This window comes from Nocardioides sp. NBC_00163 (genome assembly GCF_045206295.1).
Classification (GTDB): Bacteria; Actinomycetota; Actinomycetes; order Propionibacteriales; family Nocardioidaceae; genus Nocardioides.
In genome coordinates, this window is record NZ_CP108155.1 from 2694029 (window position 1) to 2711142 (window position 17114).

At 69.6% G+C, this 17114-nt stretch carries 14 protein-coding genes; 6 read left to right on the forward strand and 8 right to left on the reverse strand.

Annotation, left to right across the window (positions count from 1 at the left end; genetic code table 11):
• Positions 1-180: 180 nt before the first annotated feature.
• Positions 181-711 (reverse strand): hypothetical protein, encoded by a 531-nt coding sequence (locus tag OG801_RS12990; RefSeq protein WP_355017540.1) that lies wholly within the window; start codon positions 709-711, stop codon positions 181-183.
• Positions 712-811: 100 nt separating this feature from the next.
• Between OG801_RS12990 and OG801_RS12995 the strand changes: the two genes are divergently transcribed.
• On the forward strand, positions 812-1498 hold the full coding sequence (locus OG801_RS12995; protein ID WP_406036015.1) for a TetR/AcrR family transcriptional regulator: 687 nt from the start codon (positions 812-814) through the stop codon (positions 1496-1498).
• Here OG801_RS12995 and OG801_RS13000 read toward each other — a convergent pair.
• Positions 1492-2439, reverse strand: a complete 948-nt coding sequence (locus OG801_RS13000; RefSeq protein WP_406026195.1) for a 1,4-dihydroxy-2-naphthoyl-CoA synthase — start codon at positions 2437-2439, stop codon at positions 1492-1494. The genes OG801_RS12995 and OG801_RS13000 overlap by 7 nt on opposite strands.
• Before the next feature lie 56 nt (positions 2440-2495).
• On the opposite strand from OG801_RS13000, the gene OG801_RS13005 reads away from it, so the two are divergent.
• Positions 2496-2945, forward strand: a complete 450-nt coding sequence (locus OG801_RS13005) for a nitroreductase family deazaflavin-dependent oxidoreductase (RefSeq protein ID WP_406036016.1) — start codon at positions 2496-2498, stop codon at positions 2943-2945.
• 79 nt (positions 2946-3024) lie between these two features.
• Complete coding sequence (locus OG801_RS13010) at positions 3025-3627, forward strand: amino acid-binding protein (RefSeq protein ID WP_406029240.1); 603 nt, start codon at positions 3025-3027, stop codon at positions 3625-3627.
• A 6-nt stretch (positions 3628-3633) separates the two neighbouring features.
• Here the strand turns inward: OG801_RS13010 and recD are convergent, their stop codons facing one another.
• The 5 genes from recD to OG801_RS13035 form a co-directional block, all read right to left on the reverse strand.
• Positions 3634-5388, reverse strand: coding sequence for an exodeoxyribonuclease V subunit alpha (recD, locus tag OG801_RS13015; RefSeq protein ID WP_406036017.1), 1755 nt, complete (start codon positions 5386-5388; stop codon positions 3634-3636).
• A complete protein-coding gene (locus OG801_RS13020; protein ID WP_406036018.1) occupies positions 5385-8672 on the reverse strand; it encodes a UvrD-helicase domain-containing protein in 3288 nt (1095 codons plus the stop codon). Before OG801_RS13020 ends, recD begins: the two co-directional genes overlap by 4 nt.
• Positions 8672-12058 carry an exodeoxyribonuclease V subunit gamma gene (gene recC / locus OG801_RS13025; RefSeq protein WP_406036019.1) on the reverse strand — a complete coding sequence of 1129 codons (3387 nt, stop codon included), beginning with the start codon at positions 12056-12058 and terminating at the stop codon, positions 8672-8674. Before recC ends, OG801_RS13020 begins: the two co-directional genes overlap by 1 nt.
• A 48-nt stretch (positions 12059-12106) precedes the next feature.
• Positions 12107-12832, reverse strand: coding sequence for a hypothetical protein (locus tag OG801_RS13030; protein ID WP_406036020.1), 726 nt, complete (start codon positions 12830-12832; stop codon positions 12107-12109).
• Between the two features lie 188 nt (positions 12833-13020).
• Positions 13021-13608 (reverse strand): hypothetical protein, encoded by a 588-nt coding sequence (locus tag OG801_RS13035; RefSeq protein WP_406036021.1) that lies wholly within the window; start codon positions 13606-13608, stop codon positions 13021-13023.
• 30 nt (positions 13609-13638) lie between these two features.
• Here OG801_RS13035 and OG801_RS13040 point away from each other — a divergent pair, with 30 nt between their 5' ends.
• Entirely contained in the window at positions 13639-14175 is a 537-nt protein-coding gene (locus OG801_RS13040) for a hypothetical protein (protein ID WP_406036022.1), read from the forward strand.
• Between the two features lie 3 nt (positions 14176-14178).
• Complete coding sequence (locus OG801_RS13045) at positions 14179-15549, forward strand: hypothetical protein (RefSeq protein WP_406036023.1); 1371 nt, start codon at positions 14179-14181, stop codon at positions 15547-15549.
• A 98-nt stretch (positions 15550-15647) separates the two neighbouring features.
• On the opposite strand, the gene OG801_RS13050 is transcribed toward OG801_RS13045, so the two are convergent.
• Positions 15648-16043: a RidA family protein gene (locus OG801_RS13050; RefSeq protein WP_406036271.1), complete on the reverse strand. Its 396-nt coding sequence runs from the start codon at positions 16041-16043 to the stop codon at positions 15648-15650.
• 99 nt (positions 16044-16142) lie between these two features.
• Here OG801_RS13050 and OG801_RS13055 point away from each other — a divergent pair, with 99 nt between their 5' ends.
• Positions 16143-17114 carry a helix-turn-helix transcriptional regulator gene (locus OG801_RS13055; RefSeq protein WP_406036024.1) on the forward strand — a complete coding sequence of 324 codons (972 nt, stop codon included), beginning with the start codon at positions 16143-16145 and terminating at the stop codon, positions 17112-17114.

Here is a 17114-nt window from a genome sequence, read left to right on the forward strand (position 1 = left end):
CCGCGGGAGCTCCGCTCGCGCCCCTTGGCCCAAGGAAGCGCGCTCCGCCAGCGTGAGGTAATGGGATCTACGTGCCCGGGTCCTGATCGCGCTCATCAGTCCATGTCACCTCACACGCCCGCCATCGGCATCACGCAGCCTGTGTGACGCGTCGGCGGCTGCGTGATGCCGATGACGCGCCTAGGGCAGTTCGACGCGCCGCGACGCCTCCGTCTGGACGACGGACGAGTCAACCGCTCGACCAGCCGCGATGAGGCCGAGCCAGACCACCATCAGGGGGAACGCGGTGATGGCCAACGGAGCCTCGCCAACCACTGGCGCAGTGACCGCGTGAACGGCAAGGCTGGCGCCGAGCAGGGTCCCCGTCACCCGCGCAGCAGGTCGCAACCCACCAGAAGCGTTGACGATCCAGACGGCGGCCGCGATGTGCACGCCCAAGCGAAACGCCCACACGATGTCGTCATCCAGGCCGTTGATGCCAGCGACGTTGAGCGCGGTGTCACAGAAGATCCAGACGTATCCCGCGGCCTTCGCCCAGTCCGGCGCCGGCAGCGCGACGACAAGTGGCACAAGAGCCAGGTGGTAGACGACGCCGGAGAGGTCGCCCGCATAGGTCTGCCCGGCCCCCGTCAGGACGAACATGCCGACCCAGCCCAGGGCCGAGACCGCCGCAAATGCGCGAGCTCGCGTGGAGAGGTAGATCGATTCCATGGCGCAGGTCCCTTCGTCCGGGGCCAGACGGCGTCGGCCCTGGCGATAAATTTACACCGACTGTAAGTTTACGGCAACTAGACGCTTGTATGCTTGAACCATGGTTGAGCACGCACCCGCAAAGGCTTCGGGTCCGACTGGGCTGCGAGAGCGCAAGAAGCGGGAAACGCGCCAGCACATCTCGAACACCGCGACGGCCCTGTTCCTGGAGCATGGGTTCGACCAGGTGCGGGTGGCGGACGTGGCCGCTGCGTGCGACGTGTCGGAGAAGACGGTCTACAACTACTTCGCGAACAAGGAGTCGCTGGTGTTCGACCGCGAACCCGCGATGGCCGCGCTGATCCGCGAAGCGCTCGGCCCGGACGGCGTGGGGAAGACCCCGGTGGAAGCGATCGTCGAGGTGATCGGCAAGGAGATCGAACTCCTGTTTGCGCAGCGAGAGGGGGACGACAGCGACTTCCAGCGCGTCTCCCGCTTCCTCGACATGATCGAGGAGTCCCCTTCTCTGCGAACCGCGCAACGTGACCTCATGGACCACCTTGCACAAGTCGCTGCATCAGCCATGGCGCACCGTGCGGGACTGGACCCCTTGGACCCGGAACCTCAAGCGGCAGCCAGTGCGCTCATCGGCATCTGGTCGGTGTCGATGCGCGCCCTCCGGCGCGAGGCGTCCAACGCCGGCGGCCCGTCCGGAGCCCGCGCCGCCGTCCTGGCGGACACCCGAAGAGCTGCCCGGCTCATCGGCGCCGGACTCTCCTCGTTCGCCACGACGGCAAGGGATCAGTAGTACCAGGGGTAGGGCGACCAGTCAGGCTCGCGCTTCTCCAGGAACTGGTCGCGGCCCTCCTGGGCCTCGTCGGTCATGTACGCCAGGCGGGTGGTCTCACCGGCGAACATCTGCTGGCCGACGAGGCCGTCGTCGAGGAGGTTGAAGGCGTACTTCAGCATCCGCTGGGCCGTGGGCGACTTGCCGTTGATCTTGCGGCCCCACTCGAGCGCGACGTCCTCGAGCTCGGCGTGTGGGACGGCGCGGTTGACGGTGCCCATGCGTACGCCGTCCTCGGCCGAGTACTCCTCGGCGAGGAAGAAGATCTCGCGGGCAAACTTCTGGCCGACCTGGCGGGCAAGGTACGCGGAGCCGTAGCCGCCGTCGAAGCTCCCAACGTCGGCGTCGGTCTGCTTGAAGCGCCCGTGCTCGGCGCTCGCCAGCGTCAGGTCGCACACCACGTGGAGGGAGTGGCCACCGCCGGCGGTCCAGCCGGGGACGACGCAGATGACGACCTTGGGCATGAAGCGGATCAGTCGCTGGCACTCGAGGATGTGGAGCCGGGCGAGCTTGGCCTTGTCGATCGGGGTGGGCTCCTCCGCGCCGGTCCGGCCGGCGGCGTACGCCTCGGTCTCCTCGTACTGGTAGCCGGCCTTGCCGCGGATGCGCTGGTCGCCGCCGGTGCAGAAGGAGTGCTTGCCGTTCTTGACCGAGGGGCCGTTGCCGGTGAGGAGGACGCAGCCGACGTCGGCGGAGATCCGGGCGTGCTCCAGCACGCGGAGGAGCTCGTCGACGGTGTGCGGGCGGAAGGCGTTGAGTACGTCGGGGCGGTCGAAGGCGATGCGTACGGTGCCGTGCTCCTTGGCCCGGTGATAGGTCAGGTCGGTCAGATCCTCGAAGCCGGGGACCTCGTCCCAGCGGCTCGGGTCGAACGTGTCGGAGACTCCTTCGATGGCGCTCATGAGGGTGAGGCTATCCGGGCTCGGAATAGCCCGCGTCCCCGGCTGTTGTAGTGAGCATGACCGAACTGCAAGGTGAATATGTCCCGAGCACGGCCGACTGGGTGCGCGAGCAGGTTGCCGCGTTCGAGGCCTCCGACGGCGCCGAGGCCAACGTCCTCGAGCGCGATGGCAAGCCGATCATCCTGATCACCAACCGCGGGGCGAAGACCGGCGCGATCCGCAAGACCCCGCTGATGCGCGTCGAGCGCGACGGCCGCTACCTCGCGGTGGCGTCGCTGGGTGGCAGCGACAAGAACCCCGCCTGGGTCGCCAACTTCCGCAAGTACCCCGACATGGTGCTCCAGGACGGCGGTACCAAGAAGGCGTACGTCGCCCGCGAGCTCTCCGGTGCGGAGCGCGGCGAGTGGTGGGACTACGCCGTGAAGACGTGGCCGACGTACGGCGAATACCAGCCCAACACGTCCCGGATCTTCCCGCTCTTCCTGCTGGAGCCGGCAGGCGTTTAGCTCGCCAGTTGACGGGTGTGTAACCGGGACAGTGCCACGGCTGTCGGTTCGCGACGCTAGGGTCGTGGCCATGCCGTTCCTGCTACGCGTCGAGCTGCCTGATATCCCGGGTTCCCTCGGTCGCCTCGCCTCCGCCATCGGTGAAGCCGGTGGCGATATCGAGGCGATCGAGATCGTCGAGAAGAACAAAGTCGACGGGAGAGCTGTCGACGATGTGCTCCTCGAGACCCAACCGGGAACGATGCCGGACTCCATCGTGTCGGCGTGCAACGAGCTCGACGGCGTGCACGTCGTCTGGATCTCCCGCTACGCCGCCGGCGGCAACCTCTTCCTCGACCTCGAGGCCGTCGAGGACCTCACCGAGAACGCCCTCGAGGCGCTCGACCGGCTCGTGGACGTGCTGCCGCTGACCTTCCGTGCCGACTGGGCCATCCGCGTCCACCGCGTCAAGGGCATCAGCCGCGCCACCGACGGCTCACCCGAGAACGTCCCCTTCATCGAGCTCGACCGCCCCGAGCGGATCGAGGTCGAGGGTGAGGACGAGAACATGTTCGCCGGCGCCCGCATCGACGGCAACGAGATCGTCATCATCGGCCGCCGCGGCGGCCCCGACTTCCTCGACTCCGAGCTCGCCCGCCTCGGCCACCTCGCCTCCCTCGCCACCTCCATCGCGCGGTCCTGACGCAGTTCAGTGCCCGAGGCGCTGGCGGAGGCCGGAGGCGCGCTGGGCCCGGCGGGTGATCGCGGCGGTGACGGCGTCGGGGGTGCCGACGATGCGTACGCGCTCCTGCGCCCGGGTCACCGCGGTGTAGAAGAGCTCGCGGGTGAGCAGGGGCGAGTCGTCGGGTGGAAGCAGGACGGTGACGGACCTGGCCTGGCTGCCCTGGGACTTGTGGACCGTCATCGCGTGCAGGGTCTCGATGTCGCCGAGGCGTGAGGGCGCGTACGTCGCACCGCCGGCGATCGCGACGCGGAGGTCGCCGCCGGCGTCGGTGTAGGTGACCCCGGTGTCGCCGTTGAAGAGACCGAGGCCGTAGTCGTTGGCGGTGACGAGGACCGGCCGGCCCGGATACCACTCGTGACCCCAGCCGATGCCGAGCGGCTCACCGGTGGTCTCGGCGAGGCCGCGCTCGATCTGCCGGTTCCAGTGGGCGACTCCCCACGGCCCGTCGCGGTGGGCGCAGAGGAGGCGCGACTCGTCGAGCATCCGTACGCAGCGCTCCGCGTCGCCCGCGAGGGCAGCCTCGTGAAGAGCCGCGGCGTGAGCGACCAGGCCGCGCTCGACCTCCGCCACCCGGGCCTCGTCGGCAGGGTCGACGAGCTCGACCGCGGGGTCGCCGGACTTCAGTACGTCGAGCGCCGCATCCGCGTCGCCGACCCGCAGTGCCTCGGCGAGGGCGCCGATCGCGCCACCGAAGCGATGGGTGATGCGGAGCGCGGCGACGGCGTCGGGCGAGCGCACCGCGAGGCCGGCGACGAGGTCGGAGAGCACCGCGCCGGCCTCGACGCTCGCCAGCTGGTCGGGGTCGCCGACGAGGATCAGCCGCGCCTCCGGGCGTACGGCCTCGAGGAGCCGGGCCATCATCGTCAGCGAGACCATGCTCGTCTCGTCGACGACGATCACGTCGTGCGGAAGGCGGTTGGTGCGGTGGTGCTTGAACCGCGTCGACGAGCCGGGTCGCCAACCGAGCAGCCGGTGAAGGGTCGACGCGGTGAGACCTGCGAGGCGGGTGCGGTCGTCGGCGGTGAACTGCGGCGCCCGCTGGGCACCCTCGACCGCCTCCTGCAGCCGCGCGGCCGCCTTGCCCGTCGGAGCGGTCAGCGCGACCCGCAGCGGGGTCGAGGACTGCTCGGTGAGCAGCGCCAGCAACCCGGCGACCGTCGTGGTCTTGCCGGTGCCGGGACCGCCTGTGAGCACGGTCGTCGACTGCCGGGCGGCGGCGAGCGCGGCGGCCCGCTGCTCGGCGTAGCCCTCGCCCGGGAAGAGCCGGGCCGCGGTCGCCTCCAGCAGGGTCTCGTCGGCCACGGGTCGCGGGGCGGCCAGCCGGGCGAGCAGGTCGTCGCGTACCTGTCCCTCTTCGCGGTGATAGCGGTCCAGGTAGAGCAGGCCGTCCTCGACCTGCACCAGGGACTGCGCCGCCAGTGGGCTGTCGGCGACGGCCTCCAACCAGCCGGCAGCAGCCGGCCACGGCAGCGTCTCCTCGGTCTCCCGCAGCGTGGCCAGGTCGACGCAGACCGATCCGTGCCGGACCGCGCGGACGGCCAGCGCCACCGCCAGTCGCACCTCGTCGCGCTCCTCTCCGGCGAGCGCGGCGGCTCGGGTCGCGACATGTACGTCGGCCGCGGTCAGCACACCCTCGCGGTTGAACGACGCGAGCAGGCCGGTGGCGGACCTGGCCAGCCGTGCGTCGAAGGGGTCCTCGGACTCCCAGCGCTCGATCATGAGGCCACTCCATCCGGAAGAGTTCCGTCCAGCAGGTCGGACAGCGCGACCGCGAGGGACGCGGGCGGCTGCCAGGTGAAGACGCCGGTCGGGATGCCGTCGACGACGGGCGTGTCCGGGCCGAGCATCCCGCGCACGTAGAGGTAGAGCACGCCACCGAGATGCACCTCGGGGTCGTACCCGGGCAGGCGCCAGCGCAGGAAACGGTGCACGACCGCGGAGTAGAGCAGCGCCTGCAGCGGGTAGTGGGAGTGCAGCATCGCCTCGGCGAGCTTCGGCTGGGTGTAGTCCATCGCCTCCACGCCCAGGAAGTTGGTCTTGTAGTCGACCACCACGAACCGGCCGCTCGGCAGCCGCAGCACCACGTCCACCGAGCCGGTCAGATAGCCCCGCAGCGACTGGTCGCCCAGCGGCGGAGCCTCCAGCCGGTCGGCGTACGTCAGCATCGGGTCGTCCGCCGGGAGGTGCGCCCGTAGCAACGGGGCGAGGTCGCGCAGGCGTACGTCCGGCGCGCCGGGCGCGTGAGTGTCGCCGCCCGCCAACGGAATCTCGAAGTCGAGCTCGCGCAGCCGGTCGCGCAATGGGATCTCGGCCAGCGTCAGCCCATCTGCGAGCGGGCCGAGCGAGGTCAGGTTGAGCGGCAGGATCGCGGTCGCGAGGTCCTCGGCCGAGGCCGGCACCGGCCACCAGCGGAGCTGCTCGCGGGTCCTCGTCAGCAGCTCTTCGCCCAGGTCAGAAGCCTGAGGGTCGGTGTGCTCCAGGACCGCGTGGACCAGCGACCCGAAGCCGGCGCCCTTGGGCAGGTCGGCCATCGGCGAAAGAAGTTCCTCCTCCGCGGGAGTCTCGACGAGATCGACGTCCTCGGCGACGGGCTCGTCGTCCTTGCCCTCGACCTCCGGCTCCGAGGTCGGCGCGACGCTCTCGTCGACCCGGATGAGCCCCGAGTAGGACGTACGCCGCCACTCCGCGTCCACCTCACGGGTGAACGGCCGCGCGGCGAGCCTGCCGGGCGGCGCTTCTCGCACCGGCGGCGCTGTTGTCACCGGCACCGCTTCCTCGGCCACCGGACCGCCGTGGCGCGCGACATTGCTCAGCAGACTTGCCGCGTCCTCGTCGCTCGGCACAGCGACGTTGTCAGGAACCGCCGCTTGGCCAGGACCTCGCCCGAACAGCAGCCGGTGCAGTCCGCCGGTGGCCGTGTTGGCCGTCGGCGCCCACCACGCGACGACCTGCGACTGTGCCCGGGTCAGCGCGACGTACAGATCTCGCAGCTCCTCCCCCAGCTCCTCGGCCTGATGTCTGGCCAGATCCTGGGCCCACTGCGCGCCGGTCCGGGAGACGTCGATCGTCCGCTGCCCCGAGGCGTCGTGGAACCGGGCGACCTCCGGGTCACGCACGAAGAAGTCGTAGGCGAAGGGCAGGTAGACGATCGGGTACTGCAGGCCCTTGGACCCGTGCACCGTGACGATCTGCACCGCCGCGGCGTCCGAGTCGAGCCGCCGCGGCCGCTCGGCGGCGGCAGAACGCCGCCGCTCGTCACGGAACCAGGCGAGCAGCGCCGGCAGCCCGAGCGAGTCGCGCACCGAGATGTCGTGGAGCAGCTGCCCCAGATGACGTACGTCGGTGAGCAGCCGGTCCCCGTCGGTGCGCCGCAGCACGCGAGCGGTGAGCCCGCGCTCCTCGGCTGCCTCGATCAGGGCGGCGACGCCTCGGCCACGCAGCAGCAGCGCCCAGCCGCGCAGCGTGTCGGCGATGCGCGAGGTCAGCGCCTCGCCGCCCGCGTCGAGCTCGGTCGCGGTGTAACCGAAGAACACGCTCAGCCCGGCCGCCCGCACCAGCGGCGTCCGGTGGGGCGAGTCGAGCGCCTGCAGCAGCGCGAGCCAGTCCTCGCCGGCGGGAGTCAGGAAGACGTCACCGCCGCCGGCCATCACCGCCGGGATGCCGTGCTCCTGCAGCACGCGCTGGACGAGCAGCCCGTGGGAGCGCACCGCGACGATGACTGCGACGTCACCGGCCTTGACCGGAGCATCGCACCACGCTGCCCCGGAGCCGAGCAGCTCGGCGATGTCACCGGCGAGGTCCCGGGCGATGTGGGTGCGCGCGTCACCGGCGGTGATCATCTTGCCGCGGGTGAGCTTGAAGCCGCGGCGCGCGACCCTTCTGATCCGGAACGGTGAGGGATTCGGGGCCCCGACCAGCCGGGACCCGGAGTGATGGGCCTTCACGTCGTGGACGACGATCTCGGGAGAGCCCAGCGCCGCGCCTCGCAGGACCACCTGGAGCCGCTCGACCAGCGGGGCGTCGCTGCGCCAGTTGGTGTCGAGCGTCGCCTGCGTCTCGGCGGCTCGGGCGGCGGTCAGGTAGGTGAAGACGTCGCCACCACGGAAAGCGTAGATCGCCTGCTTCGGGTCACCGATGAGCACGAGCGTGGCGTGGCCCTCGAAGGCCCGGGAGACCACCTGCCACTGCACCGGGTCGGTGTCCTGGAACTCGTCGACCAGGACGATCCGCCACCGCTGTCGCATCCGCGCCCGCGCCGGCGCCGACGGGTCCTCGAGCGCGACCGCGAGCCGGGAGAGCAGGTCGTCGTAGGACAGGACGCCGCGCATCTGCTTGCGCCGGTCGACCTCGTCCCGCACCGCCTCGGCGAACCGCACCCGCGCGCCCGCGACCGGGTCCTCGGCCGGCGCCGGGGCAAGCACCGACTGCGGGTCCTCGACCGCGGTGCGCGCCAGGCTCAGTGCATCGTCGCGGTCGAACGGCGGTCGCTCCCGAGCCTCGCCGAACCACTTCAGATAGAGGTCGTCGACGACCTCCACGACCAGCTCGTCGAGCGACTCGACCAGCTCGGCACCGGCGTCGGTGTCCCCGGCCACCCCCAGCGAGCGCAGCACGAGCTGGCAGAACTGGTGGGTCGTCGCGATCGTCGCGCCGTCGAAGGACGCGAGCGCGTCGCGCACGCGCTCGTGGCGTACCCGGATCTCTTCGTCGGACACGTCCAGCAGCAGCTCGAGGTGGGCGTCGAGCGGGGTCGGACGCTGCCCGGCGACGGCGGCCGCGAAGGCTCGCTCCGCCTCGACCAGGTGGGAGCGCACCCGGTCGCGCAGCTCCTGGGATGCGGCGCGACCGAAGGTGATCGCCAGGATCTCGTCGAGCGTCGCCTCGCCCTCGACGACGTAGCGGGTGACCAGGGCACCGATGGTGAAGGTCTTCCCGGTGCCGGCCGAGGCCTCGATCAGCGTGGTGCCGGTCGGGAGGGGACCGGTCAGGTCGAATCCGTCCATCACCAGCTCCCCTGCTCGGCCTTGAGCAACGGCGACCACACTCGCATCGCAAGCGCGCCGAAGCGGGTCGTCTCCCCGTCGAACTCCTCGCCGGCCTCCGGCGGGTCACCGAGCCCGGGGATCCCGGATCCCTTGCCCCAGGCCCTCACCTGCTCCACATCGGACTCCTCGCCCTCGAACCGTCCGTCCTTCCAGTCCCAGCCGGCCTTGTAGAGCGCGTCGTCGGGGCTCGCCTGGGTCCGGCGCTGGCGAGCGTAGGTCAGCGAGGTCTTCAGCGGCAGCGGCAGCGGTGCGGAGAGCCCCCGGTCGCGCAATCGCACCAGGTCACGCAGCACATCGATCGCGGTGTGGTCGAGCGGCCCGAGCTGGGAGAGCCCGTACGGCGTACGCGACCGGGAGTTGCCCGGCCGACCCAGCGTCCACGCGCTCCAGGCCCGGTCCTCGTCGGAGGCGGCCAACGCGACCAGCTGCACCCACGACTCGATCCGCTGCCTGGCGCCCAGGCGGGAGTACGTCACCGGAGCCAGCCGGTCGCCGTAGACCTGTGGGACGGTGCCGGTCAGGCGCCGCCCGTCACCGAGGTCGACCTCGACGTCGACGGCCCGCGCCTGCCCGGTGGAGATGCCCGTCTGCCGCACCCGCAGCGCCTCGGCCGCGATCGGCTTCGCCTTGGTGATCACGTCGGTGAGGATGCGCCAGCCCAGCCACTTCGGAGGCAGTACGCCGCGGCGCCACTCCTGCTGGGTTGCCTGTTCCTCCGACATCCCGGCCAGCAGGTCGTGGAGCAATCGGTCACCCACCGACCACTGCCCCAGGCCGTCGAGCTCGACCGGCAGACCGTCGGAGAGCGGGTCGTCGTCACGCGGCAGCGCCAGGTCCAGCCGGTCGCGGAAGAACGCGCGCACCGGCGCGCGGTAGAAGGCCAGCAGCTCCTCGAGCGTCAGGTCTCCGGCGGCGGCCGGTGCCAGCGGGCCGGGCAGGAACTCCGGCGGCTCGACGCGGTCGGAGACCGCGGCGAGAGCGCCGGCCTCGGCGGCCTTGTCGAAGGAGAAGGAGTGTCCGGGGACCAGCACCCCGGGCGTCAGGTTGCGCGGGTCGAACGGCTGCAGCGGGTGCCTGGTCGTCACGACCTCCTTGACCGGTCTGCCATCCGCGGAGACGGCGGTCGCGTCCAGCGTGTCCAGCAGCTCCCCCAGCGGCACTGCGGGCGGCCGCGGCTGGCCCGAGTACTCGTTGGCACCCGTGTAGGTCACCACCAGCGTCTCGGTCGCGGCAAGCAGCGCGTCGAGGAACAGCTGCCGATCCTCGCTGCGCAGGTCGCGCTCCCCGGTCTGCGGATCGCGGGCCAGCAGGTCGTCGCCGTCGGTGATCCCGACCCTCGGGAACACCCCGTCGTCCATGCCGAGCAGGCAGACCACGCGATGGGGCACCGACCGCATCGGCACCAGCGTGGAGACGGTCAGCGTGCCGGTGCGGAAGTTGGCACGCGTCGCCCGCCCGGCCAGCCGCGCCCCCAACAGCGCCCGTACGTCGGGCAGTCGCAGCTCGTCGACCTCCTGCCCCGCGGCGGCGTCCCTCACCCGGGACAGCTCCCGTGTCACCTGGCCCGACTGCCATTCGTCGTTGGTCGACACCGACGTCAGCGCGGCGACACCCTCCTCGATCACCTTCAGCCAGTGCCTCAGCGGATGCACCCCGGCCAGCTCGTCGGTCACGTCCTGCAGTCGATCGACGAGCTCGGCGAACTTACCGGCCAGCTCGACGCTGCCACTTCCCACGTCGTCCAACGGCAGGGTCGTGTCCAGCCAGGTCGCCGAGTCCTCGGACATCGCGACCCCGGTGAGGATCCGGTCCATCCCGAAGCGCCAGGTGTTGGCGACGTACGTCTCCAGCCCGAAGGGCTCGCGATGCTCCGCGTCGAAGCCCCATCTGATCCCGGCGTCCTTGGCCCAGTCCTCGAGCTGCTCCAGGGCGTCGTCGTTGAGCCCGAACCGGCGTCGCACCGGATCGAGATGAGCAAGATCGAGTACGTCGCTCACCCCCGCCCGGCCGCCGGCCAGGTCGAGCAGCCGGGTGGCCACGTCCAGCAGCGGGTTCGTACGCGTCAACGACCGGTCCGCCAGCTTCACCCGCAGCCGGTGAGCGGGGTGTCCGGTCTCGCCGGTCATCTCCCCCAGCCCGAACCCGGCCTCGATCAGCGGCGCGAAGGTCTCGATGTCGGGGCACATCACCAGGACGTCCCGCGGCTCCAGCGTCGGGTCGTCCTCGAGCAGCCCCAGCAGCACCTCGCGCAGCACCTCCACCTGCCGCGCCTCGCCGTGGCAGGCATGCACCTGGATCGAGCGGTCTTCGGGCTCGATCACCCGTTCGGCACTCTCGCCGACCGTGTTGCCCCGGATGTCCTCCTGCAGCCATCCGAGCAGCCCGCCGTTGGTTGAGCCGTGAGCGCCAGCGAGCGTGCCGAAACCAACACAGTCGTCAACCGCGCCGAGCCCGGCGAGGCCCCGCTGCAGCTCCCGCGTATCCCGCCCAAGCGTCGCCAGCAACGGATGCCCGACCGCATCGTGCGACCGGTCCGCCGTACGCGCGACCGTCCCGTCCAGCCCGGCGAGCGCCTCCCAGAGGGCCTCGGAGGGATGCGGCAACCACAGGTGCACCTCCCGGTGCTCCCCCAGAGCCGCGACGAGCTCGATGTCGGTCGCCGAGAGCCGGGTGTGCCCGAACAAGGAGACCCGCTCCGGCAGCTCGAACTCCCGGGGTTTCTCCTTCAGCCGCGCGACCGTCGTCGCCTGCCGCTCCACCGGCGTCGGCCCACCGACCAGCCCGGCAACAACCCGCCACAACGGCGGCTGCCACGCCAGATCCTCGGCGATCTCCGCCCCGAGCCCATCCGTGTCCAGCCCCGCACTCCAGTCGGCGACCACCGCCGGCCGCTGGTCCGCGTACCCAGCGAACAACCGCGCCAGCCGCCGGGCCAACGCCAGCCGCCGCCCCCGCCGGCGTACGCCTTCCTCTGTCGTATCCCCGTGACCCAGATGCATCGCGAGCGGCCTGGCCCAGGGCTCGTCCAGCGATGCGTCGATCGCCGCCAGCACCGGCCAGGTCAGCGACTCTGGTGCCCAGGGATCCTCATCACCCGTGCCCGCGACCTCAGCGAACAGCGACCAGGGAGACCGGAAGTCGACGCCCGCACAGATCCCGTCCGCACGCCCGTCCGCAGCCCCCAGCCGATGCGAGAGCCGCTGCGACAACCACCGCTCCACCCCCCGCGCCGGCACCACCACGACCTCCGTCGCGAACGGATCCCCCAACGGCACCGACAACAGCTCACCGAGCGAGTCGGCGAGCAGATCGGTCCGCGGCGCGCGGTGCAGATGTACGACCACAGACCGCAACCTATCGGGCCCCACCGACACAGATGCGGACCCGTCAGGTCACCAGTACTTGACGCACGGCCTGAACGTCGGTGACCACGAGTCCGACGACGAGGCACTCGGGTAGATCACCATCGAGACCACCGCCGACTGGCACAGCTTGATCCGCCGCTCGTCCCCCCGGAGGTTCCTGGTGAACGCCGCGGGGTTATGAGTGATGGACCCCTTGTTCGCGTATCGGATGGTCGTGTCGGTGTTCTTCTGGTCATAGGCCGAGCTTCGGCCATAGGTCGCCGAACGGTGCGCCCGCTCCTCTCGGCCGCACGTCGGACTGGCCCCGACACTTACGCCCCAGGGGAATCCCACCGAGACCGAAAGGTTGCCGTTGCAGGAGTGGTCGCTCCATCGCTGGGTCACGCTAAGCTTGGCGATGCTCCGTCTGGGCTTCTTGGTCGTACACGGCCCGGCGTAGGTGTAGACGCGCACGCGCGGCTTGGTCACCTTTCGGTTGACGTAGACCACCATCGTGGAGATTCCATGGGTCGCCGCAACCTTCCGCTGGAACAGCATCGTGCCCGAAAGGGTCACGCGGACACATCGATTCGCGACTGTCTTGGACTGGCTCGTGGTGAAGCTTCGGGAGTAGGTCGTCGCTGCCTCAGCCGACTGAGCCCCGATCATCGGGGCCGCGACCGCCGCGAGCGCGAGGATCAATCCCGCCGCCAAGGTCACCACCCGACTATGCCGGTTCGTCTCCAAGATCGCTTCGGATGAACTCTCCGACATGGGCGGGTCCTTCGGTCGAAGATGGCTTCACATCGGCCGGCGACCGGTGCTCCGCAACGGTATGAACCCTCGGACTCATCCCGGACCCGTACCTTTCCCGTAGTTCCGAGGATGCAGATCCTCGATGCCGTCGCCCGAGTGTGGAAACACTCAGAGAACCGAACCTCCGTCGCTGTGGCGTACCTCGATCAGCCCACGAACTTGAACGTCGGCATCACTTGGTTGATGTACCCGTCAATCTGCTCGCGCGTCGCGAGCTTGCTGTTGAATCCCCACGCGACTGTGACCTCGGACCCCTTTATGACCGTCCCGTAGGTGTCAAGCGATTCGGCGCCCTCGAGCTCTCGGAAGTGAAAGAAGGTCTGGCCCCCGAACTTTGCGTTGGGAAGACGCTTCGCATCCGGAACGACCTTGCTTTGAGACTCGGCCAGATCTTCGGTGTCGTCTGCGAGTGTGATGTCGGCGTTGAAGATTCCGGAACCGTACGAGTGACCCGATGCGTCCTTCGGTGCGCCCAAGGTGGCGCGCTCACTGGTGGATGGCGCCGTCACGATCCAGTCGGCAGGCACTTCGAGCTGAGCACCATTCACTTCGACGATCTGTGCCTCGTCCGGCTGCTCGGACGCCACCGGGGACTCAGTCGGGGACGGCGAAGGCGTCTCCGATCCGGACCCGCCTTCCTGGTCACCTCCGCATCCTCCGAGGACGACGACAGCCAGAGCAGCGACGATGGTGGCAGTGAGTCGGGCAGCGCGGCCCGTCCGAGACACAGTCATGCCCGAGAGCGTAGTGGCTCCGAAGGCCTCGTGATTGACCGTGACCGCTGGCAGTGCGTGTGTCTACACTTTGCCTACCGCGCGAACACTCGGGAGGCCGACATGGCGGGATCACAATCAACCGGGGTCGATGAGACCCTTGTCAACAGGATCAAGGACGTCCTCATCGACGCGAAGGTGGACGTGGACAAAGTCCATGTCGACAAGCCCGCAGGCGGGACGCTCGGCGGCAGTTCCACTGCAACGAATCTCGCAGCCTTGATGAACCGCGCCACAGATCGGATCAACTCCACCCTGTCCGAGACGTCGGACGCGTTGATTGACTTCGTCGACGGTCTAGACAACGCGGTTCGCGCGGTCAAGAACGCAGATGAGGAGGCCGAAGCCGCCTTCCGCAGTCAGTTGACCTCCGCGGTCGACATGATCAACAAGCCGTTCTTCGAGAACCTGATGAAGGACGACCGCCCAGACATGCCGGGCATCCAGTTGCCGTTTTTTCCGCTGTCTCCGGAAGCGCTGCAAGAGATTGCGTCACGCTCTGAGTTCGGCCAGGACAAGGAGGACTGACTGGTGGCTGGCGTCAAGGGCACGATGATGATCGTGCTGAAGGAATACATCGCAACCGCCGACCCCGAGGACGTCAGGGTCCGCTTGGACCAGTGGGAGAAAGCCCGCGACACGCTGAGGTCCGCCGCGCGTGCATTGGATATGGCGGCCGGGAAGCTGCCCGACGCGTTCGAAGAGACGTCTTTGACCACCGGAGCCGCCACCCGCGCCTTCCAGACCGCTTCTGAAAAGCTCGGGGCGAAAGCCGACACGCTCGATGCGGCGGTCCTTGCGCTCCGTGAGGCGCAGTCGACCACCAAGCGAGCGCAGGACGTCCACGCTCAACTTGAGGCGTCCTTGCCCGCGAGCCACGGCCCAGCGCCTGACCCCTCGAATCCTATGTACGCACAGTCCGGCACAGGCGTTGACTCTGCTCAGGCTGTACAGAACCAGAAAGCGCTCCAGTCAGATCGCGCGGCCTTCGCTGCCAGGGAGCAAGCAATCGCGGACGCCGAGGCTGCCGCAGCAAAGCAGATCGAGCAGATCGACGAAAGCAACTACACGGCCGACCCCCCGGTGCGGGAGATCACCGACGAACCGGACACCGACTCCGACAAGACTCCAGCGGCACCTGCATCCCCGGGGTCCTACAGCCAGATCGCGGCGTCCAAGGCAAGAATCGAGAAGTACAACTCCGGCACCCTCTACCCCGACGGCTGGGGTCACGAGCTGATCGCCCAGGAGAAGGCGAACATCGCGGGATACGAGGCAGAGAACAAGCCCGAGTGGAACGGCACGCAGTGGATCAACGCGGACGGCTCACCCGCGCCCTCCACGTCGTACGCGATGGTCGAGACTGCTGACGGCCTTGCCCCGATGGCCGGCGGAAGCGGCGGCATGGCCGCGCTGGCGATCGCTGGTGGCGGGGCTCTGCTCAGTGCCGGTGTGGCGAAGGCGCTTGCCAACAGGTTCGCGTCCGGGGCGGCGGCGAAGGCAGCGACGGCCAGTGCGACGTCGAGGTCTGCAACCGCCAGGGCCGGCGCTGCCGGTGCCCGCGCGGGCGGAGCGGGCGCAGGCGCACGCGGAGCTGGGGCCGGCGCACGTGGGGCCGGCGCAGGAGCGGGTGCCCGCGGCGCTGGCGGGCGCGGTGCCCGCGGCGGTCCGACGGGAGCGGGCAGTCGTGGCGGACGCGGCGGAGCCGGCGGTGCCGGCGGCCGGGGCGGCAAGAAGGACGACAAGAGGAACGGTCAGGACCAGGATTGGCAGGCCGACTACACCGACGACTGGACCGAGACCGCGAGCGACGTCCTGGATCCCAACGCGAGCCGCGGCTGGACCCCGAACGCGCCACAGGGTGATGACTCCGGCGCGGACAAGAACGGCCGCAAGCCCTAGTCGGACGAGCACTCGCAGCTGAATCGCCGGCTTTATCCACACCCCGCAAGATGTGGATGAGGCCGGCGATCTGCGTTGTCCAGAGGGCTGCCAGCTGTTCAGGCGACGGCGGTCCCCTCGAGCTCGACGAGCTGCCCTGGGATGGCCAGGCGGGTCACGCCGAGCATGGTGGTCGCCGGCGCCACCTGGGCAGCTCCCAAGCGCGACGCGAGGAGGCCGTAGTGCTGGAAGAGCAGGTCGACGTCGGTGGTGTAGACGTTGAGTCGGACCAGGTTGCCGAGGGACATGCCGGCCGCAGAGAGCACGGCTTCCAGGTTGTCGAGACTCAGCCCGAGCTGGGCGGCCATGTCTCCCTCGTACCGGGGCGTGCCGTCAGCGCCCATCGCCGTCTGGCCGGAGCAGTAGAGAGTCCGGGTGTCTCCGGTGACGACCTCCCCTTGGTTGAAGCCCATCTCCAATGACCACGTCACGGGGTTGACGGCCGTTCGTTCGATTGCCACATCAGCTCCATTCCCGCGGGGACCTCCCCCGTCAGTTCCAGCCTGGCAACGAATCACGCCATCTAGTGTCAGGTATCTCGATAAAGTGCTGACGTGCGTGCCGACCGGCTGGTCTCCCTGGTTCTCCTCCTGCGACAGCGGGGGCGGCTGACCGCGGATGTTCTGGCCCGCGAGCTCGAGGTCTCGACGCGTACGGTGCTGCGCGACATCGAGGCGCTGTCCGCAGCGGGGGTCCCGGTCTATGCCGAGCGCGGTCGCTACGGCGGATTCTCGCTGCTGCCCGGGTTCCGGACCGAGCTCACCGGACTGAACCACGACGAAGCCCTCGCCCTCCTCACCGCCGGATCAGGCCGGGGCGAGCGGATCTTCGGACTCGGCTCGGCGCTCGCCTCTGCCATGAGGAAGGTGGTCGACGCACTCCCCGAAAGTCATCAGACGGCTGCCAGCGATGCGGCGCAGCGGTTCCTCTTCGATCCCGAGACCGACTTGCTCTCCCGTCGCCTGGACGTCGACGAGGTTTCCAAGGAGGCGATGGCCGAGATACGCCAGGCGGTCCTCGTCGGGCACAAGCTGCGCCTCCACTACGCTTCCCGCGGCCAGGCGCCCCGCCGGTGCATCGTCGACCCGATCGGCCTGGTCACGGTGCGCGAGAAGGGCTACCTGCTGGCCACCGAGTCCGGCATCGACCGCACCTTCCGGATGTCACGGGTCGTCGAGGCGTACGAGCTTCCTGAACGGGCGCAGCGAGCGGATGACGTCGACCTCGAACGCATGTGGGCGGAACGCTGTGCGCAGTTCCTCTCCGAGGGCCACATCGCCGTCCAGGTTCGGGTGGACCCGGCACGCCGCGACCAGCTGCTGGACATGGCGGAGGCCGTCCGCGCTGAGGAGCCCGACCCCGATGGCTGGCTTCTTCTCGAAGTCACTTTCCAGGATCTATGGCACGCGGAGTGGGCGATGTGGCAGCTCGGCACCAATGTCGAATCGCTCGGTCCGCAGGAGCTGCGCGTGGCCTTGTATCAGCGTGCGCAGACCGTCGCCGACCGATATCGGGACCGCCCGTGA